Origin of the sequence: Pantoea anthophila (assembly GCF_006494375.1) — a bacterium.
GTDB classification, from domain to species: domain Bacteria; phylum Pseudomonadota; class Gammaproteobacteria; order Enterobacterales; family Enterobacteriaceae; genus Pantoea; species Pantoea anthophila.
The window spans coordinates 141464-165586 of sequence record NZ_VHIZ01000037.1 but is presented as its reverse complement, the minus strand read 5'-3'; the positions used below and the strand labels follow the sequence as shown (position 1 = coordinate 165586).

Genomic DNA, 24123 nt, shown 5'->3' with positions numbered 1-24123 from the left:
GCACTCAGCGACGCCGGGTATGATCGATGTTGAGCCGTTCTGCCGCCCGGACCAGATCGGTCAGCGAACGCGCATTCATCTTCTCCATCACCCGCCGCTTGTGGACTTTTGCCGTGATTTCACTGACACCCATCTCGGCGGCAATCTGCTTGTTCAGCAGGCCACTGATTGCCAGCAGCATCACCTCACTTTCACGCGGGGTCAGCGTCTGATGTCGCTGCAGTAACTCTCGCCGCTCCTCGGAGGAAGCCATATTCTGCTCAGCGATGCGTAAGGCTTCCGAGACCGCCTGCAATATACGGTCGGGATCGACCGGTTTAGTCAGAAACTCATACGCGCCGGTTTTCATCGCCCGCACCGTGACCGGAATCGTGCCGAAGCCGGTCAGAAAGATGGTGGGAATGGCATATCCGCGATCGATTAACGACCGGGCGATATCAAACCCATCTGCGTCCGGCAGATTAATATCCAGAATCAGGCAACAGGGCAGGGACGTCAGCGTGTGCGCCAGAAACGCTTGCGCAGAAGAAAAAGCGATGACCGTGTAATTGTCAGCAATAAAGAGATTGCACAATGCAGAGGTCACTGCTGCGTCGTCGTCAACGATATATACGATGGGATTCATTGGAACCTCATTCCAGCCAGTTATTTACTGGTCAGTTAATTAATCATGACGTACCAGAAGGCCCTGATGAGAAGTCACGGGCAGGGTTAACAGGATATTACCATAACAATTATCATTATCATCCTTTTATTGCAGGGGCGCACTGATTCGGATAAATGGCTGATTGGTATGGCTAAATGATGAGCGCCCACGCCTGATGTGAGCGCGAATTTCACGGTGGGCAATATCGGGACAGGCTCAGTTCATCCTCCTGTTTATAACAGGCTGAGAGGAGTGACCAGCGGACAGGAGAATAGGGCTGTTGCGGCATCATAATAATCCATAGAGCGGCCGAGACGATAAAATCGTTTCAGCCTTATTTCGTCTGAAATAATGAAGTGACGGTGCGTTATTATACTCAGTTAATAAGCGGTAAGGTAAACCGGCACCTGTCAGATAAACACGGAGACGTTTTCTGCCGAAAAAAGCGTTATGCAAGGCAGGATAAAACGCGCGTGACGTTTCAGATAAATGGCTTCTCACTTTTTCATAGTTACAACATACCTGATAAGAGGCCTGAACACCCTTCTTCAGCAGCGGCATAAATGTCGCTTAGCAGCGGAACCCCATTGAGCCGGGCATCGTCCGACGCCTGCCTCATCAGGCGCGCTGATTTTGGCTGGTAAAAAGTCATTACATTTAAAAAAAGCCTTAACTGTCAGCGATTAACCCGGATAAGCGTAGCCGTACAGATGGCGTAGTGGCTAATCCTCACTAAGCTTGTGAGGCAACCCTATAAATTCAGGGGTATTTTTCCAGCCGGAAGCTATTCGCAATGTCGCCATGGGGCTTATATGAGTGAAAATTACTGCACTATTGTTTTCAATGGTGAACGGATGCAGGGCCTGGCCGACCAGCCGCTGATCGATTTTCTGGATGCCCAGGGAAAAAAATTGCCTCATGTCTGTTACCATCCGGCGCTGTCGCCCTTACAGAGCTGTGATGTCTGCTGGGTGGAAGCCAACGGTGAGCGGGTGCGGGGCTGTACGCTGCGAACCGAAGAGGGCTTAACGGTGCAGAGTGAAGGCCAGGTGCTGGAGGCGATGCAGCAGGAGGGGATGGATCGCCTGCTTAACCGTCATGAGCTCTACTGCACCGTCTGCGAACACAATACCGGGGACTGCACGCTGCATAACGCCGTGGCCGATATGCATATTCCGATTCAGTACTATCCTCATCAGCCCAAGCCCTACGCGAAAGATCACTCTAATCCGTTTTACACCTACGACCCTGACCAGTGCATCCTGTGCGGTCGCTGTGTTGAAGCGTGCCAGAATGTCGAGGTTAACGAGACGCTCTCCATTGACTACACTCAGGCCCACCCGCGTGTGCTGTGGGATGGCGGCACCGAAATCGCCGGTTCCAGCTGCGTCAGCTGTGGTCACTGCGTCACCGTCTGCCCCTGCAATGCACTGCTGGAAAAAACCATGCAGCCCGATGCGGGACCTTTTACGGCGATGGATGAAGGGCTGAAGCGCCCGCTTATCGACTTCGTCAAAGCGCTGGAGAACAGCATCGGCATGGAGCCGATCACCGGCGTTTCAAAAATTGATGTGGCACTGCGGCAGTCGGAAATCAAACGGACTAAAACGGTCTGTACTTACTGCGGCGTCGGATGCAGTTTTGAAATCTGGACCCGCGATCGCCACATCCTGAAAATTCAGCCGGTGGCAGAGGCCCCCGCCAACGGTATTTCGACCTGCGTGAAAGGCAAATTCGGCTGGGACTTCGTGAACAGTCCTGAAAGACTGACCACCCCGCTGATCCGTGAGAACGGACGTTTCCGGCCCGCCAGCTGGGATGAGGCGCTGCAAAGGGTGGCGGAGGGGTTGCAGGCCGTGGCGCGGCGTCACGGCGGGGATGCGATTGGCTTTATCGGCTCCAGTAAAGCCAGCAACGAAGAAGCCTATCTGACGCAGAAAATTGCCCGGCTGATCTTCGGCACTAACAACGTCGACAACTCCTCCCGTTACTGCCAGAACCCGGCGACAGAGGGACTGTTTCGCACCGTGGGTTATGGCGGTGACGCCGGAACGATTGCAGACCTGCAGCAGACGGAACTGATAGTCCTGGTAGGCAGTAACCTCTCTGAAAACCACCCGGTTATCGCCTCTCACATCAAACAGAGTCACAAACATCGCGGTCAGAAGCTGCTGGTTGTCGATCCGCGCCGTCATGAAATGGCAGAGCGTGCCGATTGCTATCTGCGCATCCGTCCCGGCACCGATCTGGTGTGGGCCTCAGCGATGGCGAAATATATGTTTGACCACGGTTATGCCGATGAGTCATTTCTGGCGCAGCGGGTTAATCAGGTGGAGGCGTACCGGGCTTCACTGGCTCCCTTTACCCTGGCTTTTGCCAGCGAGATTTGTGGCCTGAGCGAACCGGCGCTGATCGAAGCCGCAGAGATGATCGGCCAGGCGGGCAGTGCCTGTATTTTATGGGCGATGGGCATCACGCAGCACAGCCACGGCGCAGACACCAGCACGGCACTGTCGAATCTGCTGCTGGTCACCGGCAACTATGGCCGGCCCGGCACCGGTGGCTATCCGATGCGGGGCCATAACAATGTGCAGGGCGCCAGTGACTTTGGCTGTCTGAGTAATCTCTACCCTGGCTATGAGAAAGTGACCGATCCGGCAATGCGTGAAAAATGGGCGCATGCCTGGGGCGTGGCACCGGAAGCGCTCTCCGACAAAGCGGGGGCCGATAACTTTAAAATGGTGAAAGAGGCCGGTGAGGGCACGATTCGCGCAATGTACATCACCGGGGAGGATACGGCCTTTGCCGATGCCGATTCCGCGTCGGTGCACGCTGCCTTCAGTAAACTGGAATTTATGGTGGTGCAGGACATCTTTATGTCGCGCACCGCTGAATTTGCCGATGTCGTCTTACCCGGCTGCCCGAGCGTCGAAAAAGAGGGCACCTATGTCAACACCGAGCGGCGTATCCAGCACTTCTCTCCGGCGATGAAACCCCTGGGTGACAGCCGACCTGACTGGCAGATTTTTACCGAACTCGCCGCCCGTCTGGGCCACCCGTGGCACTATCCGAATCCCGGTGCGATCATGGCGGAAGCGGCAGGGATTGCAGAAATCTTTGCGGGCGTCAGCTATGAACAGCTGGTCGGCTGGCAGTCCCAGCTCTGGCCGGTGAGCGCGGCAGGCGAAAGTACTCCGCGGCTCTATACCGAGCGGTTTAACTTCCCGGATGGCAAAGCCCGGCTCTATCCGCTGAGCTGGCAGCCTCCCGCCGAGCAGGAGGATGCGGAATATAATCTGCTGCTGAATAACGGCCGGATGCTGGAGCATTTTCAGTCGATGAATCAGACCGGGCAGGGCGGACGCATGCTGTCACTCTCGCCCAACGCCTTTGTGGAGATCTCACCTGAGCTGGCGGCGTCGCGCAGCCTGACCGAAGGGGAGTGGGTGCGTATCACCTCGCGGCGCGGTTCGGTCGATGTGCCCGTTGTCATTACCGAACGCGTGGCCGGTCATATTCTCTTTATGCCAATCCACCACGGAAAGGATGGCGTTAATGCCCTGACCGGGGAACATCACGATCCTGATGTCAACACACCCGCCTATAAAGAGATTGCCGTCAATATGAAGCGCATTGACCGCCGGCCGCAGCCCGATCCGATGCCGCTTCACAACTTCCGGCACGGCAGCCGGACCCCACTCGATCATCTGCCCATTGAGCAAAAGTGGCAGCAGGCCGGCTATCGTGAGCCACCTGAACATGTTGAAAAACCGGAGAAATTTTAATGGCTGAACGGATAACATATCAGGTCACGCCTGCGCGAACCGAACCGACCGCCAGAGAGGCGATGGATGAGCTGATTGAAAATCTCCACCAGCACGGTTTTCTGCGCCTGGCGAACGATCTGGTGAAGTCGAATAGCGAGGTGGGTAAGATTCTGGTATCGGGTCTTAATCAGCCCGGCACGCAGAATGCCCTTCAGAACATTTCGCTGCTGATGATGACGCTGGGCAGCGTACCGCCCGAGCGGTTCAATCATCTTTTGCAGGCAGTGCGTGAGGCGGCAATGGCCGTCAAACCGGCGCGGGAAGAGGCCCGTCAGGAAAAAGCCGCGCCGGGCATTCGCGGCATCATCCGTCTGCTCAATGATGAGGAGCTGTGGCGCGGCCTGCGTCCTCTCCTGACGGCGCTGGATGTCTTCTCTCAGCAGATCGACAGGGAAGAGGAGAAGCCGATCACCCGTTTCAGCGGCAAACCGAGCCGGGATTAGTGCTTCCCGGCTGGCTCAGCGGGTCGTCGTGTAAACCAGATGACCCGCGATCCCACCGGCGCCGCCATCTTTGGGGTGATTCATGCCATCGGAGACCGGCACGTCGGTGAAATCAAAGGGCGAAACCCCGTCCAGGCAGGCGACGTTCACGCCGAACTGATCGGGTTGCGAGCGGCTCTGATGGAAGGTGTAGATGCCGCAGACCGAGCAGAAGTAGTGTCCCACCTGTTTGCTGTTAAAGCGATATTCGGTGAGCTGCGCCTCACCCTGCGTTAACGCCACGTGGGTGGCAAATACCACGACTGCGCCGCGCATCCGGCAAAATGAGCAGTTGCAGCGGCGCACCGTGTTAAACCCATCTTTCAGCGTCACCCTGAATGCCACTGCGCCACAGTGGCATTGAGCCGTTAGTTCTTCGTGCATTGCCTTCTCCCGTGTCGTAATTCCAGCCAGCTTTCAGCCTACGCCAAAGCCTGAGTTTTGACAGCCTCCGCGCCGGATTTGTTGCTAACACGGAGAGCGGGGGTGGTCAGCGCGGGGTAAAGCGGCTGCAGAGTGTGAACGCCGTCGCGGTTACCTCTCCAGCCTGACCCAGCGGCGGCCCGCCAGCACCGTCAGAGCCACGATGGTCAGGCCTGCGGCCAGATGCATGGAGAAGTCGATGGCATGCAGGTGGGTTTCATGGCATAGCGACAGCAGCATAGATGAGGTGAATGCGCTGCTGCAGCCGGTCAGGGCCAGACTGCGCGCCGGATGGAGTGATCGGGTGCGCTGCAGGGCAACCACAGAGATCAGCATCATCGGCATACTGGCAGAGAGCATAAACAGATAGCAGTGTATCCCTTCACCAAACCGGCCTGCTGCCGCTGGCGGTTCCGACGATGACATATTGATCAGATTCAGCGCCAGCCAGATTGCCGTCAGCACCGCCGAACCGCGCAGGCTGAGGGGTTTCCTGCCCGCAATGCTCAGTGTAAAGGCCGCCGCCAGCATGTTGCCCGCGATGATAAGTGACAGCACCAGGCCGGCAAGCGCCAGTAACGCGCCGGGCTGCGACCAGTCTGTCAGCCTGGTGTGAAATGCCCAGCTGCTCAGCGCACCGCACGGCAGGGCCAGCGCGATCCAGCCCGCCACCCGCCAGGGTGTTGGCCACACCCGCCGTACCGGCTGCGCAGAGGCGCTGAGCTGATTGATTAACTGGTCATGATTTTTCATGATGACCCCGTCCATATTTACGAAGATTAACCATTGCGCGATGCAACAGGGATTTAACCGCAGAGAGCGACTGATGCGTTTCAGCGGCCGCCTGCGCCAGGCTCTGCTCACGCAGATGTACGGATTCAACAATTTCCCGCTGGCGCAGCGGAAGGGTGTCCAGATAACCCGAGAGGATATCGGCATCGGCGGCGGTGTCAGCCCCGGCAGCAGGCTGGCGTTGCAGCACCTCCTCATCCTGGACTTCCTGACGTCGGCCATGCTGACGCAGCGCATCAATGGTCCGGGCAGCGGTGATAGCCGCTACCCAGGGGAGGATAGGCCGCTGCGGATCGTAGGTATGCCGCACCCGGTGGATCGCCAGCAGCGTCTCCTGAATCACATCCTCAGCCAGGGCCTCGTCGCGGATTTTTTTGCACACCAGCGCCCGGATGGCCGGAACCATCGCTTTCAGTAACTGGTTATAGGCCGCTCTGTCGCCCGCCTGTGCGCGTGCCATCAGCGCTGGCCACTGCTGTGCGCGCCGATCAGTTTCTGGCATCGGACATCAGCCGGTCAGCGCCCCAGGCGCATGTTGGTTCAGTCGTTTCAGGTTTTCTTTCCTTTTTCCGTCGCCTTATCCAGCGCTGAAATGACAATCCCCGGCGTCAGCACCTGTGGCAGCACTTCCGGTTTCCCCCCGTCAGCCGGGTAGACCACGTAGAGCGGGAGTCCGCCACGACCGAAGTCGCTGAGTGCCTGTTCCACATCAGGATTGTACTGGGTGGAGTCCGCCACCATGTAGATCGTACTGGTGCGCGCCATCGCGGCTTTTACCGCCTGCGTCGACAGCGAAGTGCGGTCGTTGACCTGACAGGTGATACACCAGGAGGCCGTGAAGTTCACTAAAATGGGCTTGCCCTGGCCTTTGATCGCGTCAACGTTTTGCGGTGACCAGGCAACGGCAGCGGCCGCCTGTGAGGCGCTATCTGTGTCGGCAGGTGCGGCGGCAAAACTGTTGAGGTTCATCAAAGGCACCACGACCAGCGCGAGGAAAAACGCGGTGGCAACATGCAGCATCCCGTGATGCTGACCCATCATACGGCGTTTCTGCGCCATGCCATACAGCCACGCTGCAAAACTCAGCAGCAGGCAGCAGGCCAGGATCGCGGCCAGAGCGGCTGAGCCTGCCTGACGTTCCAGTACCCAGATCAACCAGCCCACCGCGCCGAGCATCGGGAAGGCCAGGCCCTGTTTGAGTGTGTTCATCCAGGCGCCCGGTTTTGGCAGAATCCGCGCCAGCACCGGGAAAAAGGAGATCAGGGTGAAGGGGGCAGCGAAGCCCAGCGCCAGCGCGATAAAGATCACCAGGCTGACCAGCGGGGGCTGCGTCAGCGCGTAGCCTACTGCGCTCGCCATAAAAGGTGCGCTACAGGGCGTGGCGACGATAATAGCCAGCGCGCCGGTCAGTGCCGACCCCACCAGACCACCGCGGTCGCTTCCCACGCCGCCAACCCGCTGTATCGACAGCCCGACTTCAAACAGTCCGAGCAGGTTCAGCGCCGAACCCAGCATCACCAGAATCAGGGCAGCAATGACCAGTGGCGATTGCAGCTGAAAGCCCCAGCCCACCGATGCACCGCCTGCCCGTGCCAGCAGCAGCACCGCCGTCAGGGCGACCATGGTCACCACGACGCCGAGCAGAAACGCCACGCCCTCCGCTCTGGCGTGCGAAGGGGTAGCGTGATGGCGGATCAGGCTCAGCGCTTTCAGTGAAATCACCGGAAACACGCAGGGCATGAGGTTCAGAATAATGCCGCCCAGAAAGGCGGCTGCAATCGCAGTCAGCATGATTTACCTGCTCAGATGATGAAGTTATGCCGGGTTGGCCTGACGATATTTCTTAACGGCATCCATGGCTTTCTGGATATGCGCGTCAGGGTTTTTATCGGTGTAGCTCAGCAGGATTTTTCCATCGGGCGCGATGACGTAAGAGGTGCGGTCTGACACCTTCTGCCCCTTCATCTCCATCGTGCTCTTATACTCTGCGGCAACTTTCGCACCCGGATCGGCGGCAACGGTAAACTTGTCACGGCACTCAAGCTGAGAGAACTTCGCAATCTGATCGGTGTTACCCGCGGTCACGCCAATGACGGTCGCACCCAGTTTACTGAACTCGTCGGTCGCTTCAGCAAAATCATGCGCTTCCAGCGTGCAGCCCGCACTGAAGGCCGCAGGGAAAAAGTAGAGCACAACCGGGCCTTTTTTCAGGGCCTGTTGCAGTGAAAAGGTGGTGGATTTACCCGCCAGGGCCGCATCCAGTTTAAAATCTGGCGCTTTCTCTCCAGCCTGTAATGCCGCAAAGGCGGAGGTTGCCGGAACACTCAGGGCCAGCAGCGTCGCGACAGCCAGGGTTTTCAGGGTCTTTTTCATTGGCTTTACTCTCTCCATTGACGATCAGACGGGGTTGTCTGACGTCCCTGTTAACAGGTTCGTTTAAAACTGGAAAAAGTTGCGGCGTCTGAAAGTTTTTTTATCGTTTTTTTAATCCACTGTTATCTGCCGGTTATGAGAACAGTGCGTGTCACAGGCTGAATCGAGTAAAGCCAGACATGTTCAGTTTCACAAAATCCGTCGTGATTATTCATTTCCGGACGCTTTTATGTGATTCAGCCCGCATTACTGTCGCTAAAACAGAGCCATTTCACGTCAGGTGAGCATCGTCACGTTTCTTTTAACCTTCAGTCAGTAAATTTTACTTATGTTATGAAAAAACGATTCAGCTAACGGAGCGATGAATGAAGATTAAACTGGCGTTAACAGTACTGGCGGTGCTGGTTTCAGGTTCTGCTGCGGCAAAAACCTGGGTGCTGACGAGTGCTGAACAAGGCACGGAGCAGGGAAACTGGCAGATTTCCAGCGGTGAGCTGAAGTTGCAGGGTAAACCGTTCAGCATCGAACAGAAAGTGCTCCACGGCGGTAAGCAGGAGGGCAGTAAGATCCTGACGATTCGCAGTCAGGATGGCCTGACCATTACGCTGAGTCCGACCCGCGGGATGAATCTGTTGCGCGTGGAAGGTTTTGGTTCCCGTATGGGCTGGGATTCTCCCGTGAAAGAGGTGGTCAACCCGGCTTACATCAATCTTGAAAGCCGTAATGGCCTGGGCTGGCTGGATGGCTTTAATGAGATGATGGTGCGCTGCGGCTATGAATGGACCGGTCATCCGGTGACGGACGAAGGGCGCATCTATACGCTGCACGGCAAAGCCGGTAACACACCTGTCTCTCAGCTGGAGGTTGAAGTGGCTGATGCGGCACCCCATGAGATCCGCATTCGGGGTCTGATTAAAGAGAGCACCTTTAAGAAAGCCGATTTGCAGACCCTGACCGAACTGCGCTATGTGCCGGGCAGTAACAGCTTCAGCCTGCATGATGTGCTGACCAACCATGCTGACTATCCGCATGACTATCAGATCATCTATCACAGCAACTTCGGCACGCCGATTCTGGAAGAGGGCGCACGCTTCCTGGCACCGATGTCCGGTATCAGTCCGTTCAACGACTATGCCAAAGCCGGATTAAAAGAGTGGCAGACCTATAAAGGTCCGACCAAAGATTTTGATGAGATGGTGTTTAACATCAAGCCGCTGTCGGACAGCAATCACCAGACCGTTGCCGCAGTCATCAATAAAGCCGGGACGGGCGGTGCCTCAATCCAGTTTGATACCCGCCAGCTGCCGCTGCTGACCCTGTGGAAAAATACCGACACCCTGAAACAGGGTTATGTCACCGGTATTGAACCCGGTACCAGTTATGCCTATCCGGTGACGATTGAACGTGAGCAGAAGCGCGTAAAGCAGCTGCAGCCGGGTGCAAGCACCGCGTTTGATCTGACTTACACCCTGCTGCACAGCAGCGAGCAGGTCAGTGATGTAGAGAAACGCATCAGGAGCATTCAGGGCGAGACGAAGATTGACGAGAGCGAGACGCCGATCGCGAAAGAGTAACGCCCCCTGCTGTCCCGACGCTGCCGATGGGCACGTCGGGATCTTCCTTCTGAACCGGGTCACGTCATGAGGCTATTGAGGGTCTGAAAGCGCGAAAAACCACGCAGCCGGTAAAAATCAGGACCTGGATCGTGTTTGAGGACGCGCTGAAACCCTGCAGCGGATTATTACTGTGCCTTCACTCATTACAGCAGGGCATCACTCATGGTCAGAACACGCCTTATCGCGTTATCCCTTTTATTTTTCTGTGCAGGAGGACAGGCAGCGCCGGGATTCCGGCAGGTGGAGTTATCAGACTCGGCGGGAAGTCCTCTCAGTGTGGCCATCTGGTATCCGGCAATCCAGCAAGGGAAGAGAGAAACGGTCGGAGAAAATGCCGCTTTTGTCGGGGTCAGCGTGATCCCTGATGCCTCCCCGATACCTGGCAGGCATCCTCTCGTTGTGATTTCGCATGGCTACAACGGAAGCTGGAGAAACCTCTCCTGGCTGGCAGCCGCCCTGGCCGCGCAGGGATACATTGTCGCCGCTCCCGATCATCCCGGTACGACGACGTTCGATCAGAATCCTGACGCGGCCAAAAAACTGTGGCGGCGCCCCCGTGAACTCTCGCGGGTGATTGATTTCATCAGCCTCCATTCCGATCTTGCTGGCGCTGCGGACACCACACGAATCGCGGCTATCGGGCACTCGCTTGGCGGATGGACGGTGCTTTCACTGGCCGGAGCGCGTTTCGACCCTTCGCTTTTCCTGAGCAGCTGTCAGCGATTTCCGCGTCGTGGTGACTGCAGGCTGACAAATAAGCTGGGAATGAATGAGGTGGCCGCACAGGATCGCTTCTCTGATCTTCGTGATAGCAGGATCGGTGCCGTGGTTTCACTCGATGCGGGTTTAGCGCCGGGTTTTACTTCCCAAAGTCTCACCCGAATGACGCTGCCTATTCTTATCCTGGCGGCGGGTAATGACAGCCTGGGAGAGCTGCCTGCGGCGCAGGAGTCTGCCTATATTGCGGATAACCTGCCTGCATCCCTGCACCATTACCGCATCGTTAAGGGCGCTACGCATTTCAGTTTTATGCAGTTATGCAAACCGGGTGGCGAGAAGCTTATAGATGAAGCTTCTCCCGGCGACGGCATCGTGTGTCAGGATGATCGGGGCGCTGACCGCGGAGCACTGCATCAGCAACTGACGAGCCAAATCACGCTTTTTCTGCAGTCAGCCCTGAATTATCCCGCGCCTGCTGACGATACGCCCCCGGCGACGTTCCGGAAAGCCGCAGGAATTCACGATTAAAATTAGACTTCGTCATAAAGCCTGATTCCATCATGATGTGCGTCACGGGCAGAGCGGTGTTAATCAGCAACGCTTTTGCCCGTTCAACCCTGAATCCATTAATCCACTGTGAAACATTGCACTGTCTGACCGAGTTAACGGCGGCAGAAACATGGCGGGCAGGTATGCCGGTTTTCCTCGCCAGCAGCGCCAGTGTCACATCCGGATTCAGGTAGAGTTCATCCTCACGAACCTGCTTTTCCAGCTTACTGTATAAGGCGGTCAACTCAGCCGTCCCGGCTCTCTCTTTATCTCTGTTCTGCTCCTGACCGGGGGCTGACCCGATGAGCGTGGGCGGATTGATGAGTCTGAAGATAAGCGTTCCCACCAGAGGCAGCAGCGCAAATTGCGTAACTGCCACGATCGAGGTGGCATATTTCCCCCCGCTGAAGCTGAAGTCGACAGCAATCAGAAGGTCAGTCAGCGAAGAGGAGCAGAGAAAGAAACCCGCAAACAGCGCGAGCCTGTCAGAGTGAGAAATCTCACCCGGTCGCAGAGAACGGAAAGGGGGTTTTCCCGTCGCTCTGAAAAGAGCCACGCCATAACTGAAAAACAGTATGCCCAGCACGACATCTGTCGCCGGCGCCCACAGCAGTCGGATCAGTAGTGACAAAACGACGGGTACAAACAGCATCAGCACATAGCGCTTCTGCCTGTGCTCGCCGGGCGGCACGAAACTGCTCCATGCAATAGCGGGCAGAAAAATGGCCATGACTGACTGCAGGTTTCTCAGTAGATCGGAGTGAAACTCCCAGCGCAGCGTATTGATTAATATCAGGATGAAGCTGGCAAAAAGGAAGCGCAGTGCGCCGTTATGGCGCGCGCCTGCTATGCAGAGGGCCGCGATCAGCAAAAGCAGAGCAATCAGCGTAATGACGGGAAAGGGCACCGAGAGCATAGAGGTATAACCAGAACAGGAATTTTACTGAATGATTACATAAATGTCAGAGGGTTGTCTTCTCTGCCGGAAGTCCGTCGCGGAAATGAAAAGGCGCATGCTCATTTAACATAACGGCGCGTCACGACTGACTGTTCATGGCACGCAGCGCCATCCGCAGATGGTGTTCTATAAAATCGGTCTTGAGCGCGCTGTAACGCTGGCTGTCATTGCGGCACAGTGAAGCTGCCGCCTGTTTAAGCTCAGCGTAATCATCAGCAACCCGTCTGTTTTCTCTCAGGTAATCACGAAAGGCAAGATGCCGCAAAATCTCTTTATCTCCCGCCGCGAACGCATGCAGATGATGACTGCGCTGATCGCCTCCCTTAGTGAAATATCTGCGTCCGGCAATGCCCGATTCACCGCGCGCAAGATATCCGGCGCGGCTCAATGCAGGGGAGCAGGTATCCAGTGCATTGATGTCAGTTACTTCCAGCAGGATATCAATGATGGGTTTGGCCGCAAGTCCGGGTACTGACGTACTGCCGATATGATGAAGGACGATAACCGCGCCATTCAGTAATGTTTTTAGCATGACACTTTCGGCCGCAAACAGTGCAGGCCATTGATTATCGTAGGGCACAACAACAACGGTTCGCATAGCAGCATGCTCTCTGAAACACTTATTTAACATAAGATAGATTATGCGCATTTAGCAGCCATCTGATTTTATGCCTGCGGCAACGCTGTCTCGTGCAGATGGCGCCATCGTATATTGCCATCATCCTCTGATTCAAACACCACCGTAGAAAAACGGAGCGTGGCGCTTTGTCCGGGAAGCTGCTGCCACTCTTTATAGACGACGGTGGCAGATTTTTCGCCTTCAGCAATGACCTGCATATCGCCGATATCAATGTTCAGACCCGGTCTTGCCCCACGCTGCGTGCGGAAAAAAGTGTTCAGAGCAGCAAAGTCCAGCACGGTGCCGCCCGGTGTCACCATGGAGAACGCAGGACTAAAACGGCCCAGCAGTTTCTCGCAAACGTCATCGTGAGCCGTTTCATCGCCGAGCCAGCGGCTGATCAGCGTATGGGCATCCAGAACTTCCTGACAGTAACGGTTCATTTTTCACTCCTCATTAAGGGTACTAACAACCTTTTGATTTGAAATACGAAAACAGCACAGCACAGGAACGACAGCGCTGCATGCCGCTATAACAAAACAGAGATGATAAGCGCGCATCACCGGGAAGCCTGTATTCACCAGCAGGTTAAACAGCAGGCTGACCAGTGTGACACCCAGGCAAAAACTGAGTTGCCGGTTGATATTCCATATGGCACTGGCATCAGCCAGATCGTTATGGGTGATTTGAATAAATGCAGAACTCTGAGCCGTGCTGCTACACAAGCTGCCACCCAATCCCATCAACGTGAATGCGATGACAAAAACAACGGCATCTGCTGTCTGGTCTGTCATTGCCAGCATACCAATGCCTGCAGCCTGCACCAGACATCCAGCGATAAACAGCGGGCGCGGTCCCCAGAGGTTAAATCGCCTGCCGGTCAGACTGATGGCGGCAAAGGAAGCCAGTGACCATGGCAGCATCAGTGCGCCCGCAAAGCCTGCGTGCATAGCAAGCTGGTTTTGCAGATAGAGCATGGTGAGCATACTGACCCCGGTGAACACCCCGGGTATGAACTGATAAATCAGCATGGCGGTCTGCAGAAGCGGCTCCCTGACAAGGTGCAGGTTAATCAGGGGATGGCGCTTTCCCAGCGCGTTCTTCACGTAGCCAGCCAGCGTTATCACACCCATAAGCAGCATCCCTGCCCCCAGAGCAAAGCGGTCAGCTTCACCCAGCGCGGTCAGCCCGAGAAGGATTAGCGTGAGCGCGGTACAGCTGCTGATTAAACCCACCAGGTCCAGAGCTTCAGATGATTCCTGCGCCCTCTCTGCTTTCAGCCAGCATGCCGCCAGAACAAACGCCACACCCGCGAGTGGCAGGCTGCTCAGGAACACCCAACGCCAGTTCAGACTCTCCACCAGCACACCCCCCAACAGAGGCGAAAGTGCAGGTGCGAGCAAAGCTACCAGCATGACGGCAGACGATAACTTTGCGCGTTCACTGCGCCTGTAGAGCTGATAAGTCATCGTCTGACCCAGGGGGATCAACAGTCCGCCGCCGAGACCCTGGATGAAACGCCACAGGATGAGCTGAGCCATTGAGGTTGATGCGCCTGTGCCACAGGTGCCAGCCATAAAAACCAGCAGTGAAAGCATAAACAGGCGTCTGGACCCTATACGCCTGGCCAGCCAGCCACTCAGCGGGATGACCAGTGTCAGACCCAGGATGTAACCATTACTTATCCACGCCAGCTGGCTCACCGGTGCATCAAACTGTCTGCCGATCTCAGGGTATGCCACATTGGCGATAAACATATTCACTAAGTCGACGAAAAAACCCAGCAGATAAAGGCTGGCCACGCGCCCGCGATAACTCATATTTTTTCCGGCGTAGAGAACAGGAGGCACGCAGTATAGGGGGAGCCAGTATGGGGATAAATTCACCCCCGCTTGTTACACTGTCAAAATTATTTTGACAATGGTCTCACCCAAAGGAAGCACAATGATCAATATGCAGCGGCTAGGAATCTTCGTCGCCGTCGTCGGGGCTGGCAGTTTTACCGGGGCCGCTCAGACGCTCGGACTTACCCGGGCCGTCGTGAGCTTCAACATCAAACAGCTTGAAGAAGAGCTGGGTGTCTCGTTACTCGTCAGAAGCACCCGACGTGTTTCAGCCACCGATACCGGCGAACGATTTTATCATCGCTGCCTTCAGCTGCTTCAGGATGCGGAAAGCGTGCTGGAGGATGTTCGCGGCGATCACACAGGATTAAGCGGCTCACTCAGGATTACGACTACCCCTGAGTATGGTGCGCGCGTCATCGTGCCAGCCCTGGCTGCGTTTGCGGAAAAACACCCTCAGCTGCGGATACAGCATGTGTCATCGTCTCAGACCGATGACCTTATTGCCGGGCGCTTTGATGTGGCGATACGTCTGGGTCATCTTGCCGATTCGACTCATCATGCGCGACGCCTCGATCAATTTGCGATTTATGCGGTTGCAGCGCCCTCTTACCTCAACACCCTGGCTCACTCCGCCATCAAGAATCCCGAACAGCTCGCGTCAGCAACATGGATAGCGCACAGTCGTCTGTCGACGCCCTTAAGCTGGCAGATAGTGACCCCGGACGGAGAGAGTGTGCTTCTGAGCGCCCGTCACCCCGCCAGGATTGTCGCCGACAGCGCTTCATCTTTACGGGCTTTTGCGTTATCAGGGGCAGGCGTGGCGATCCTGCCTGAGTGGCTTGTTGCAGATGACATTGCGAATGGCGGATTAGTTCGCTTGCTGCCCGATCATCACTTTCCGCAGCAGGGGATTTATGCGCTTTACCCCAATACGCGCCATGTGCCTGAGAAAGTCCGATCGTTTATCGATTTCCTGCATCAGCGGCTCACGTCCCTCAGAGGGTAATGGTCCGTCATTAAGCAAAAGTCAATACCGCATAAAAACCCGCTAACCCCTTTATTACTATAAGATTTTGCTCTGGTTCAGTGCGGTTATTCGCTGGTGATGAGAGAACCCCCATGCTATTAAATCTTAGGTCACTATGACATTCACCTGACTCCGGGAAATAAACATGAAAAAGAACGTCTCTCTCGCGTTACTGTTTTCGCTCACCGCTTTCTCACAGGTGGCTCTGGCGCAGCAGACGCTGCGCTTCGGGGTTGACCCGACATTCCCCCCTTTTGAATCTAAGGCGGCAGATGGGTCGCTGCAGGGTTTTGACATCGATATTGGTAATGCCATCTGTGCGCAGGCAAAGGTGAAGTGTCAGTGGGTGCAGATGGGGTTCGACAGCAGCATCCCTGCCCTTCAGGCGAAGAAATTTGATGCCATCCTGTCAGCGATGTCGATGACCGATAAGCGTCGCCAGCAGGTGGCTTTCAGTGACATGCTCTACAACACCCCCAGTGCGTTACTGGCACCGGCGGCCAGTAATCTGACGACCGACGTTGCCTCATTGCGCGGCAAGACGATCGGGGTGGCTCAGGGCACCATTCAGGAAACGTACGCCAAAACTAAATGGGAAGGCCAGGGCGTGAAAGTCATCTCTTACCCTAATCAGATGGAGGTCTATCCCGATCTGGTTGCCGGGCGTCTCGATGGCAGCCTGGCCAACGCGGTTTCCGCTGAGCAGGGATTTCTCACTACTCAGGAAGGCAAGCCTTACGCCATTAAAGGCACCCTGGTGGATAAAGCGATATTTGGCGATGGTGTGGGTATCGCGTTACGCAAGGGCGATGATGCTAACCTGAAGATGATCAACGCGGCGCTGGCGGAGCTTCATCACAACGGCACCTACGACCAGCTGACCAGAAAGTACTTCAGATTCAGGGTTTACCCGTGACGGTCCCGCGCGACGATTGCAGGCGTCTGGAAACTATGGCCTTGCCCGACTATCAGGTTCAGCGCGCACGCTTTCTGGTGGCTGCAGAGCGCACAGGTGCGGTGGTGACCTCTTACCGCCATCCCCTGCCTGGCCCGCAGGGCGAGGCGCTCTATACGGATGTGGCCCGACGGGGTCCTGCCGACGCGTCACGCGTGATGCTGGTTATCTCCGGCATACACGGCGTCGAAGGTTATTATGGCTCGGATTGCCAGATAGCCTGGCTGGAGACGCGCGACGAAAACGCGCTCCCTGCTGACACGGCGCTGGTGCTGGTGCATCTGCTTAATCCCTGGGGCGCGGCCCATCTGCGGCGCGTCAATGAAGATAATATCGATCTTAACCGTCATTTTATTGACTTCAGCCAGCCGCTGCCCGCTAACCCCGCCTACGCCGGGTTACACTCCCTTTATCATGGCGACCGTGACAGCGCTGATCGGCAGCTGACCGAAGTCCTGCGTGACACCGGCTGGCAGGCAGTTAAACGCATTGCAGAAGCGGGACAGTATACGTCTGCTGAAGGCTTTTTCTTTGGCGGAACACAGCCCGCCTGGTCCTTTAACACGATGGCGGAGATCGTTGCGCAGCATCTCTCCGTGGCGAAAACCATCATCAGCTTCGATCTCCACACCGGAGCCGGAGCCTGGGGCCATCCCATGCTGCTCTCCATTGCAGAGCAGCATTATGCCGCCCATGAGTGGGGCAAAGACATTTATGGCGAGTGGCTGACGCTGCTCTATACCGGTGCCGGGCGGGAAAGCGCCACCGGCATTACGGCAACCGCAACAGGCTATCTGTCACAGTATCTGCTGACCTCCCTTGCCGGCACGCTGATTTTACCGCTGGTGGTCGAATGCGGAACTTATGAAGGGGAAGAGATGCATCGGCGGGTGCGGGACGATCACTGGCTTCATCTCTCTGGCGACCCCGCCAGTGCAGAGGGCCAGAGGATCAAAGCAAACCTTGTCGAAGGATTCTGGCCCTGCGATGCAGACTGGCGGTCGTTAGTGGCTTTCCGCACGCAGCAAATCTTTGAGCGCGGCTGGCGTGCCCTGATTTCACAGTCTGCCGTAAAAAGTCATCCGCGCGGTTTCGGATAGCGCAATGCCGGGCTGCGTGTTGTAAGCCAGCACCGCCAGCATGCGGGTCACCTCACCTTCGGTCGGGGTCACGCGGTGCAGGGCGTTGCGCCCGCGAAACAGCACCAGATCGCCGGGCTCAATCGCCAAGGCCTCGACCGGCAGCCGTTCATCCAGCACCGCCGCGACGCCTGCATAATTCATCTCACCGGCATCGGCATCCCGCAGATCCTTCACATACTGAAACACCCCGCCCGCCTGCGGTTTTTGCACCAGCAGGGTGATAGCAAAAGAGGAGTTGTCAAAGTGCCAGCCCAGCTCCTGGCCGTGAGGCGCATAATGCAGGTTGATCGACGAAAGCGGATCGGCATAGGGATAGAGCGCGTCCTCTCCCAGCACGTCGCACAGGAACTGTTTGAACAGCTCATCCGTATAAAGCTGACGCAGCGGGGAGTCGGTCGCGATAGCGTCATCGGTAATGCAGCCTTTGGTGCTGATCACGTCACGATTGCGCGGATGATCGGCACTGAAGTCCGCATCAGGTTTCATCAGATAAACGTTATGTTTGCTGAGCGTGTGGTAAGCCAGGTGACGCTGCGCGTTGCCCTCCTGAACTATCGCTTCCAGAGCGGCGGTCTGTAAGAACTGACGCAGGACCAGCGCGCCAGCGTGGTTCAATTGTTCACGACAGCGGTGACGCCAGCCACGATCGGCCAGCGGATGAAGATCAAGACGAACCAGGGAGTCAGTCATAGCAACAGTTCTCATCATGAGCAGGAGTGATGCTACTCTACCTGTCGCCTGCTAAGCCTGTGTAACGATAAAAACTTAATACCCTGATAAGGAAGCGTTAATGCCTGCCCACTCACCCCGGTTGCCTAAAATCAGTGTTATCCAGTCCTTTAAAGTGGCCGCCGAACTGGGCAGCCTGGCGAAAGCGGCGGCCCAGCTGGCATTGACGCCGGCGGCGGTGAGCCAGCAGATTCGTCAGCTGGAGGAGCAGCTCGGCAGTGCGCTCTTTTTACGCACCCAGAGCGGCGTGATGCTGACTGACACCGGCAAGGCCTATCTGCGTTACGTCACCGAAGCCTTTGATATCCTGCACCTGGGTCAGCAGAACATTCGCCATGCGGCGAAAGCGCCGACACTCACGCTCTATGCCTTACCCGCGCTGGCGTCCAAATGGCTGTTGCCCCGGCTGGCGAGCTGGCGCGCCTGTTGCCCCGATAGCGATCTGTCGTTACACGGCACGCACGCGCAGGTTGATTTCACAGCGATGCCTGCAGACTTCGTCATCTGCTTTGGCGAAGATCGCTATCCGCAGCTGGACAAACAGTGGTTATTCCATGATGAGGTGCTGCCGGTTGCCAGCCCCGCCTTACTCCAGCGCTATACGCCAGAAACGATCTTCCGTCAGGCTCCTTTGATTCACCTCGACTGGGGCAATGAGGGCCGGTTCCTGCCGGACTGGCGAAGCTGGTTTCAGGCCAGAGGCGTGGACGAACCGGCTCCGCAGCCCGCATTCAGTTTCAATCTGACCTCGCTGGCAATTGATGCTGCCGTGGCGGGGGCCGGTCTGCTGCTGGGGCAGCGCCGCCTGATCGCGGCGGAGCTGGCGCGGGGCGAACTGGTGATCGTCGACGATTTCAGTCTGCCGCTGAGCAAACCCTATTATCTTGCCTGGCCGCAGCGCACGCTGAGTCAGCCGGGCAGCGAGGCGCTGATTACCTGGCTGCGTGAAGCGGGCGCAGGCTAAGAAGTGTTCTGCATGACAGGTGACCCTGTCACGCAGGGCTGTTAAGACCGATCTTCAAGAATAATGGCCACCCGCTGTCCTGCCCGCACGGCGCTGCCCGGCTGCACGCTGACCTGCTGAATCACCCCGTCACAGGGGGCCAGCAGCGGAATCTCCATTTTCATCGATTCCAGCACCACCAGCGTATCGCCCGCCTTCACGCGGCATCCCGCTGCGGTCTGAACCTGCCACAGGTTGCCGGAAACCGGACTTTCGACGCCCTGCTCCCCGTCCTGAAGCGGCGCGTCTCCCGTTTCCGCCACCTCACTCTCCTGCGTGGTGTAATGTGCCTGTCCGCTGGCTATCCAGCGGTCACGCTCAGCATTGAAGGCCTGTTGCTGATGTTGACGAAACGCGCTGATGCTCCTGGCTTCACGGTCGAGGAAATGCTGATATTCCGCCAGCCGCAGCGTGCCCTGTTCTATGCGCAGCGGATAGCGTCCTACGGGAAAATCGCGACGGATCTGCAGCAGCTCATCAGCCGAAACCGGATAGAAACGAATCTGGTCGAAAAAGCGCAGCAGCCAGGGCTTACCGCCAAAATCGGCGACATCCCGATAGCGATTCCACATCTGCAGCGTGCGGCCAACAAACTGATAGCCGCCAGGCCCTTCCATGCCGTAGACACAGAGATAAGCCCCGCCAATCCCCACCGAGTTTTCTGCCGTCCAGGTGCGTGCCGGATTATATTTCGTCGTGACCAGACGATGGCGGGGATCCAGCGGTGTGGCGACGGGCGCGCCGAGATAGACGTCGCCCAGCCCCATCACCAGATAGCGGGCATCAAACACCGTCTGCCATACTGCCTGCTTATCCGGCAGATCGTTGATCCGGCGGATGAACTCCAGATTGTCCGGGCACCAGGGGGCGTCCTGCCGCACGGTGGTCATATATTTCCCGACCGCTTTCTGACAGGCGGGATCGTCCCAGGAGAGCGGCAGATGCACCACACGTGTCGGCACCTGAAGGTCATCACTTGTGCAGACCCCCTCCCACGCCTCCCGCACCCACGCCAGCAGCGCCTCCGGGGTCAGGGTTTCCGGCTGGAAATGGATCTGCAGGGAGCGGATGCCGGGCGTGATATCAACGACACCCGGACGGGATTGCGCTTCCATCGCCTGCATCAGCGCGTGGATGCGAAAACGCAGCACCAGATCCAGTTCCGGCTCGCCAGCTTCCAGCAGCAGATGCGTATCGCCTGAGAGACGCGCCACCAGACGCTTATCCTCTTTGCCGCAGGTCATCACGACAGGCGACGTGAGCGGTGCCGGCTGCCAGGCGATCGTCTGTGGCTGAAGCGTTGCCAGCTCGGCACGTCCTCCTGCGGCCAGTCGGCGGGCGGTGGGAATGTCCACCGCCACAAACTGCACCTTATCACCGGCTTTAAGCTGCCCCAGCTGCCAGAGATCCGCTTCGATGACCGTCACCGGGCAGACGAAGCCGCCCAGGCTGGGGCCATCGGGACCGAGAATGACCGGCATGTCGCCGGTGAAATCCACTGCGCCAATCGCGTAAGGATTATCATGAATGTTGGAAGGATGCAGTCCCGCCTCACCCCCGCTCTCGCGGGCCCAGATCGGCTTCGGTCCAATCAGGCGAACACCGGTACGGCTGGAGTTGAAGTGCACTTCCCATTCGGTGGCAAAAAAAGTCCCGATATAGTCGGGCGTAAAAAACTCCGGCGCGCCGTGGGGGCCATAAATTACCCTCAGCGTGCGCACCGCGGCCAGCCCCGTGCAGAGCGAGGCGGGCAGTGCTGTGCCCGTCACGTCTGCCGGGCGCGGTGCCAGGTGAAGCACATCGCCGCTGCGCAGCGCCCGGCCTCCGTGTCCCCCGAACTGGCCGAGCGTAAAGGTGCTTTTGCTGCCCAGATAATCCGGCACCTGAATCCCGCCGCTCAGGCAGAGGTAGCTTCTGACGCCTGAACCTGCGATCGCGCCCAGCTTCAGCGTTGAGCCTGCCGGAACAGCAAAGACGGTATTCATCGGCTGATCGACCCCCTCCAGCGTGACGGGGAGCGGCGCTCCGCAGACCACCGCCTGCACATCGGTATTCAGTTTCAGGGTCGGGCCGTTAAGGGTGATCTCCAGCGCGGCGTCGCCCTCAGCGTTGCCCAGCAGGCGGTTGCCGAAGCGCAGCGCGCGGTCATCCATCGGTCCCGAAGGCGGCACCCCCACCGCCCAGTAGCCCAGACGGCCGGGATAGTCCTGCACGCTGGTCTGGGTTCCGGCACTCAGCACCTCCAGCGTAGCCGCCTGATAACTGAGCTGCTCCAGACAGCGGGTCCAGGGTTCCCCTGTGGTGAATGGCGCAAAAGCCAGTATCTGCAGCAGATAGAGGCGATTGGTCTCGACGCCATATAACCGGGTTTCCGCCAGCGCCTGAGCGAGCGTGGCAATGGCTTCGTCGCGAGTGGGACAGCAGGCGATGGTTTTCGCCAGCATCGGATCGAAAAAGGGCGGTACTTCACTGCCCGCCTCCACCCAGCGGTCGATACGCAGCGTCTTTCCTCCGGCTGGCGGGAAAAAAACATCGGTCAGCAGACCGGGTGATGGCTGAAACTGCCGTCCCGGATCTTCCGCGTAGATCCGGGCCTGAATGGCGTGGCCCTGTGGTTTCAGCGTGGCGGCTAAACGATCCAGTGGCGGGAGCTCCCCGGCGGCCAGTTCGATCATCCACTGCACCAGGTCAACCCCCCACACCTGCTCCGTGACCCCATGTTCGACCTGAAGGCGGGTGTTCACTTCCAGAAAATAGAAGTGCTGCGCCGCGCTGTCATAGACAAATTCGACCGTTCCGGCACTGCGATAGTTCACTGCTTTGCCCAGGGCGATGGCGGCGGAACAGAGCGCCTCTGCCATGCCGTCAGGCAGATTGGGTGCAGGTGTCTCTTCAATAACTTTCTGATTACGACGCTGAACCGAGCAGTCACGCACGCCGAGCGCGATCACTCCGCCTTTGCCATCACCGAAAATCTGTACCTCAAGATGACGGGCGCGTTCGATATATTTTTCGAGAAAGACCCCGGCATCGCTGAAGTTGTTCTGGCCAAGACGCTGCACCGTGTCAAACGCGTCGGCGAGTTCATCCTCATCGCGGCAGACGCGCATACCGATGCCGCCGCCGCCTGCGGTGCTTTTCAGCATGACCGGATAGCCGACCTGGGCCGCTGCCCGGCGGGCTTCATGGCGGTCCGCCAGCAGTTCACTTCCCTCCAGCAGCGGAACGCCTTCGGCTTTTGCCAGCGCGCGTGCCGTGTGTTTCAGGCCGAAAGTACGCAGCTGCTGCGGCGTGGGGCCGACAAAAATCAGGCCCGCCGCCTCGCACGCCTCGGCAAAGTCGGCATTTTCCGAGAGGAAACCGTAGCCGGGGTGGATCGCTTTCGCCCCGCTCTGCCGTGCGGCGGCGATGATCTTCTCCGCCACCAGATAGGTTTGCGCGGCGGGCCCGTCGCCCAGGCTGATCGCGCTATCCGCCTCACGGATATGCAGGCTGCTCAGGTCAGCCTCAGAGTAAACGGCGACGCCTTTCACCTGCATGGCGTGCAGGGTACGCAGAATGCGGCAGGCGATCGCGCCACGATTGGCAATCAGTAACGTATCAAACATAGGTGATGCTCACAGGGAGGCGGGTCGTCCCGCAGAATTTGCTATTCCCTGGGGCCGTCCCCGGGGATGACCGGCACCTGAACAGTGCAGCGGCGGTAGAGGCAGACAGGCGATCGATCAGAGCGGGAATGTCAGGCCCGGCTGTCGCGCTGTCGGATGCAGATTCAGTTCCACACCAGCACCTCTGCAGGCGTCGGGTTCCAGCCGTTGCAGGGGTTATTGAGCTGGGGGCAGTTCGAGATCAGCACCATCACGTCACACGCCGCAATCAGATCAACATATTTGCCGGGGGCTGACAGTCCATCTTCAAAGGTCAGCCCCCCTTCCGGCGTCACCGGAACGTTCATAAAAAAGTTGATATTGGCGCCGATGTCGCGCTTGTGAAGGCGGCCATCATGCAGGCAGGCGCAGAGAAAGTTATCCCGGCAGCTATGCATGTAGCGCTTATCGTGGGCATAGCGCACCGTGTTGCTCTCCTGGGAGCAGGCCCCGCCCAGGGTGTCGTGGCGTCCGCAGGTATCGGCAACCAGGGTCAGCAGCGGATTACCGAGATTGGAGTAGAGCACGCTGCCGGTAGTCAGATAGACCTTTCCCTGACGACGCAGGGTGCGCTGGGGATCGTAGCGCTCGCGGGGGTTATCGGCTCGATAGAACAGGGTATCGATCGCCTGGTTACCTTCGAGATCGAGCAGCCGCAGCCGCTGCCCTTTTTTGACCTCGAACAGACAGGGCTCCCCGGCCGGGATCACATGACGCCAGACTGCCGTTTCAGGATGATAATCAGAGGTAATCGCTGTCATCATAGCC

At 57.6% G+C, this 24123-nt stretch carries 21 protein-coding genes; 8 read left to right on the top strand and 13 right to left on the bottom strand.

Features of this window, described 5'->3' with window-relative positions; all coding sequences use genetic code 11:
* Nucleotides 1-4 precede the first annotated feature (4 nt).
* Complete coding sequence (locus FJW00_RS07945; protein WP_140923448.1) at nucleotides 5-625, bottom strand: response regulator transcription factor; 621 nt, start codon at nucleotides 623-625, stop codon at nucleotides 5-7.
* An 833-nt stretch (nucleotides 626-1458) separates the two neighbouring features.
* On the opposite strand from FJW00_RS07945, the gene fdhF reads away from it, so the two are divergent.
* The gene (fdhF, locus tag FJW00_RS07940; RefSeq protein WP_140923447.1) at nucleotides 1459-4431 is read left to right on the top strand and encodes a formate dehydrogenase subunit alpha; all 2973 of its coding nucleotides are present in this window, start codon (nucleotides 1459-1461) and stop codon (nucleotides 4429-4431) included.
* Nucleotides 4431-4916 carry a helical membrane plugin domain-containing protein gene (locus FJW00_RS07935; protein ID WP_140923446.1) on the top strand — a complete coding sequence of 162 codons (486 nt, stop codon included), beginning with the start codon at nucleotides 4431-4433 and terminating at the stop codon, nucleotides 4914-4916. The genes fdhF and FJW00_RS07935 overlap by 1 nt, the downstream gene beginning before the upstream one ends.
* Before the next feature lie 15 nt (nucleotides 4917-4931).
* Here FJW00_RS07935 and FJW00_RS07930 read toward each other — a convergent pair whose 3' ends face one another.
* The 5 genes from FJW00_RS07930 to FJW00_RS07910 form a co-directional block, all read right to left on the bottom strand.
* Nucleotides 4932-5339 (bottom strand): GFA family protein, encoded by a 408-nt coding sequence (locus FJW00_RS07930; RefSeq protein ID WP_140923445.1) that lies wholly within the window; start codon nucleotides 5337-5339, stop codon nucleotides 4932-4934.
* A gap of 150 nt (nucleotides 5340-5489) precedes the next feature.
* Nucleotides 5490-6131 (bottom strand): DUF1109 family protein, encoded by a 642-nt coding sequence (locus FJW00_RS07925; RefSeq protein WP_140923444.1) that lies wholly within the window; start codon nucleotides 6129-6131, stop codon nucleotides 5490-5492.
* Complete coding sequence (locus FJW00_RS07920) at nucleotides 6118-6672, bottom strand: sigma-70 family RNA polymerase sigma factor (protein ID WP_140923443.1); 555 nt, start codon at nucleotides 6670-6672, stop codon at nucleotides 6118-6120. Before FJW00_RS07920 ends, FJW00_RS07925 begins: the two co-directional genes overlap by 14 nt.
* 47 nt (nucleotides 6673-6719) lie before the next feature.
* A complete protein-coding gene (locus FJW00_RS07915; RefSeq protein WP_140923442.1) occupies nucleotides 6720-7961 on the bottom strand; it encodes a protein-disulfide reductase DsbD family protein in 1242 nt (413 codons plus the stop codon).
* 24 nt (nucleotides 7962-7985) lie between these two features.
* Complete coding sequence (locus FJW00_RS07910; protein WP_009092991.1) at nucleotides 7986-8543, bottom strand: peroxiredoxin; 558 nt, start codon at nucleotides 8541-8543, stop codon at nucleotides 7986-7988.
* Between the two features lie 365 nt (nucleotides 8544-8908).
* Between FJW00_RS07910 and FJW00_RS07905 the strand changes: the two genes are divergently transcribed.
* Nucleotides 8909-10117, top strand: a complete 1209-nt coding sequence (locus tag FJW00_RS07905; protein WP_009092990.1) for an aldose 1-epimerase family protein — start codon at nucleotides 8909-8911, stop codon at nucleotides 10115-10117.
* A 204-nt stretch (nucleotides 10118-10321) separates the two neighbouring features.
* Nucleotides 10322-11407, top strand: a complete 1086-nt coding sequence (locus FJW00_RS07900) for an alpha/beta hydrolase family protein (protein ID WP_140923441.1) — start codon at nucleotides 10322-10324, stop codon at nucleotides 11405-11407.
* Here the strand turns inward: FJW00_RS07900 and FJW00_RS07895 are convergent.
* The 4 genes from FJW00_RS07895 to FJW00_RS07880 form a co-directional block, all read right to left on the bottom strand.
* Nucleotides 11313-12344, bottom strand: a complete 1032-nt coding sequence (locus tag FJW00_RS07895) for a helix-turn-helix domain-containing protein (protein ID WP_140923440.1) — start codon at nucleotides 12342-12344, stop codon at nucleotides 11313-11315. The two genes, FJW00_RS07900 and FJW00_RS07895, sit on opposite strands and share 95 nt — an antisense overlap.
* A gap of 121 nt (nucleotides 12345-12465) precedes the next feature.
* Complete coding sequence (locus FJW00_RS07890; protein WP_140923439.1) at nucleotides 12466-12984, bottom strand: GrpB family protein; 519 nt, start codon at nucleotides 12982-12984, stop codon at nucleotides 12466-12468.
* Between the two features lie 68 nt (nucleotides 12985-13052).
* Nucleotides 13053-13448: a DUF4440 domain-containing protein gene (locus FJW00_RS07885; RefSeq protein ID WP_140923438.1), complete on the bottom strand. Its 396-nt coding sequence runs from the start codon at nucleotides 13446-13448 to the stop codon at nucleotides 13053-13055.
* A gap of 3 nt (nucleotides 13449-13451) precedes the next feature.
* The gene (locus FJW00_RS07880) at nucleotides 13452-14825 is read right to left on the bottom strand and encodes an MFS transporter (RefSeq protein WP_140923437.1); all 1374 of its coding nucleotides are present in this window, start codon (nucleotides 14823-14825) and stop codon (nucleotides 13452-13454) included.
* Nucleotides 14826-14949: 124 nt separating this feature from the next.
* On the opposite strand from FJW00_RS07880, the gene FJW00_RS07875 reads away from it, so the two are divergent.
* The 3 genes from FJW00_RS07875 to FJW00_RS07865 all read left to right on the top strand — a co-directional run bounded on the left by FJW00_RS07875 (nucleotide 14950) and on the right by FJW00_RS07865 (nucleotide 17934).
* Nucleotides 14950-15858 (top strand): LysR family transcriptional regulator, encoded by a 909-nt coding sequence (locus FJW00_RS07875; RefSeq protein WP_140923436.1) that lies wholly within the window; start codon nucleotides 14950-14952, stop codon nucleotides 15856-15858.
* A gap of 166 nt (nucleotides 15859-16024) precedes the next feature.
* Complete coding sequence (locus tag FJW00_RS07870; protein WP_058958086.1) at nucleotides 16025-16795, top strand: ABC transporter substrate-binding protein; 771 nt, start codon at nucleotides 16025-16027, stop codon at nucleotides 16793-16795.
* 35 nt (nucleotides 16796-16830) lie between these two features.
* Nucleotides 16831-17934 (top strand): DUF2817 domain-containing protein, encoded by a 1104-nt coding sequence (locus FJW00_RS07865; protein WP_140923435.1) that lies wholly within the window; start codon nucleotides 16831-16833, stop codon nucleotides 17932-17934.
* On the opposite strand, the gene FJW00_RS07860 is transcribed toward FJW00_RS07865, so the two are convergent.
* Nucleotides 17893-18666, bottom strand: a complete 774-nt coding sequence (locus FJW00_RS07860) for a HalD/BesD family halogenase (RefSeq protein ID WP_140923434.1) — start codon at nucleotides 18664-18666, stop codon at nucleotides 17893-17895. The two genes, FJW00_RS07865 and FJW00_RS07860, sit on opposite strands and share 42 nt — an antisense overlap.
* Before the next feature lie 100 nt (nucleotides 18667-18766).
* Here FJW00_RS07860 and FJW00_RS07855 point away from each other — a divergent pair, with 100 nt between their 5' ends.
* Nucleotides 18767-19669 carry a LysR substrate-binding domain-containing protein gene (locus tag FJW00_RS07855; protein WP_140029179.1) on the top strand — a complete coding sequence of 301 codons (903 nt, stop codon included), beginning with the start codon at nucleotides 18767-18769 and terminating at the stop codon, nucleotides 19667-19669.
* Nucleotides 19670-19710: 41 nt separating this feature from the next.
* On the opposite strand, the gene uca is transcribed toward FJW00_RS07855, so the two are convergent.
* A complete protein-coding gene (gene uca, locus FJW00_RS07850; protein WP_140923433.1) occupies nucleotides 19711-23316 on the bottom strand; it encodes an urea carboxylase in 3606 nt (1201 codons plus the stop codon).
* Between the two features lie 164 nt (nucleotides 23317-23480).
* Nucleotides 23481-24116: an urea amidolyase associated protein UAAP2 gene (locus FJW00_RS07845; protein WP_140923432.1), complete on the bottom strand. Its 636-nt coding sequence runs from the start codon at nucleotides 24114-24116 to the stop codon at nucleotides 23481-23483.
* Nucleotides 24117-24123 lie beyond the last annotated feature (7 nt).

What these genes read in the sequence shown, in the direction of transcription:
- FJW00_RS07945 (WP_140923448.1), bottom strand. Translation starts at nt 625, where the DNA reads ATGAATCCCATCGTATATATCGTTGACGACGACGCAGCAGTGACCTCT.
- fdhF (WP_140923447.1), top strand. Translation starts at nt 1,459, where the DNA reads ATGAGTGAAAATTACTGCACTATTGTTTTCAATGGTGAACGGATGCAG.
- FJW00_RS07935 (WP_140923446.1), top strand. Translation starts at nt 4,431, where the DNA reads ATGGCTGAACGGATAACATATCAGGTCACGCCTGCGCGAACCGAACCG.
- FJW00_RS07930 (WP_140923445.1), bottom strand. Translation starts at nt 5,339, where the DNA reads ATGCACGAAGAACTAACGGCTCAATGCCACTGTGGCGCAGTGGCATTC.
- FJW00_RS07925 (WP_140923444.1), bottom strand. Translation starts at nt 6,131, where the DNA reads ATGAAAAATCATGACCAGTTAATCAATCAGCTCAGCGCCTCTGCGCAG.
- FJW00_RS07920 (WP_140923443.1), bottom strand. Translation starts at nt 6,672, where the DNA reads ATGCCAGAAACTGATCGGCGCGCACAGCAGTGGCCAGCGCTGATGGCA.
- FJW00_RS07915 (WP_140923442.1), bottom strand. Translation starts at nt 7,961, where the DNA reads ATGCTGACTGCGATTGCAGCCGCCTTTCTGGGCGGCATTATTCTGAAC.
- FJW00_RS07910 (WP_009092991.1), bottom strand. Translation starts at nt 8,543, where the DNA reads ATGAAAAAGACCCTGAAAACCCTGGCTGTCGCGACGCTGCTGGCCCTG.
- FJW00_RS07905 (WP_009092990.1), top strand. Translation starts at nt 8,909, where the DNA reads ATGAAGATTAAACTGGCGTTAACAGTACTGGCGGTGCTGGTTTCAGGT.
- FJW00_RS07900 (WP_140923441.1), top strand. Translation starts at nt 10,322, where the DNA reads ATGGTCAGAACACGCCTTATCGCGTTATCCCTTTTATTTTTCTGTGCA.
- FJW00_RS07895 (WP_140923440.1), bottom strand. Translation starts at nt 12,344, where the DNA reads ATGCTCTCGGTGCCCTTTCCCGTCATTACGCTGATTGCTCTGCTTTTG.
- FJW00_RS07890 (WP_140923439.1), bottom strand. Translation starts at nt 12,984, where the DNA reads ATGCGAACCGTTGTTGTTGTGCCCTACGATAATCAATGGCCTGCACTG.
- FJW00_RS07885 (WP_140923438.1), bottom strand. Translation starts at nt 13,448, where the DNA reads ATGAACCGTTACTGTCAGGAAGTTCTGGATGCCCATACGCTGATCAGC.
- FJW00_RS07880 (WP_140923437.1), bottom strand. Translation starts at nt 14,825, where the DNA reads ATGAGTTATCGCGGGCGCGTGGCCAGCCTTTATCTGCTGGGTTTTTTC.
- FJW00_RS07875 (WP_140923436.1), top strand. Translation starts at nt 14,950, where the DNA reads ATGATCAATATGCAGCGGCTAGGAATCTTCGTCGCCGTCGTCGGGGCT.
- FJW00_RS07870 (WP_058958086.1), top strand. Translation starts at nt 16,025, where the DNA reads ATGAAAAAGAACGTCTCTCTCGCGTTACTGTTTTCGCTCACCGCTTTC.
- FJW00_RS07865 (WP_140923435.1), top strand. Translation starts at nt 16,831, where the DNA reads ATGGCCTTGCCCGACTATCAGGTTCAGCGCGCACGCTTTCTGGTGGCT.
- FJW00_RS07860 (WP_140923434.1), bottom strand. Translation starts at nt 18,666, where the DNA reads ATGACTGACTCCCTGGTTCGTCTTGATCTTCATCCGCTGGCCGATCGT.
- FJW00_RS07855 (WP_140029179.1), top strand. Translation starts at nt 18,767, where the DNA reads ATGCCTGCCCACTCACCCCGGTTGCCTAAAATCAGTGTTATCCAGTCC.
- uca (WP_140923433.1), bottom strand. Translation starts at nt 23,316, where the DNA reads ATGTTTGATACGTTACTGATTGCCAATCGTGGCGCGATCGCCTGCCGC.
- FJW00_RS07845 (WP_140923432.1), bottom strand. Translation starts at nt 24,116, where the DNA reads ATGACAGCGATTACCTCTGATTATCATCCTGAAACGGCAGTCTGGCGT.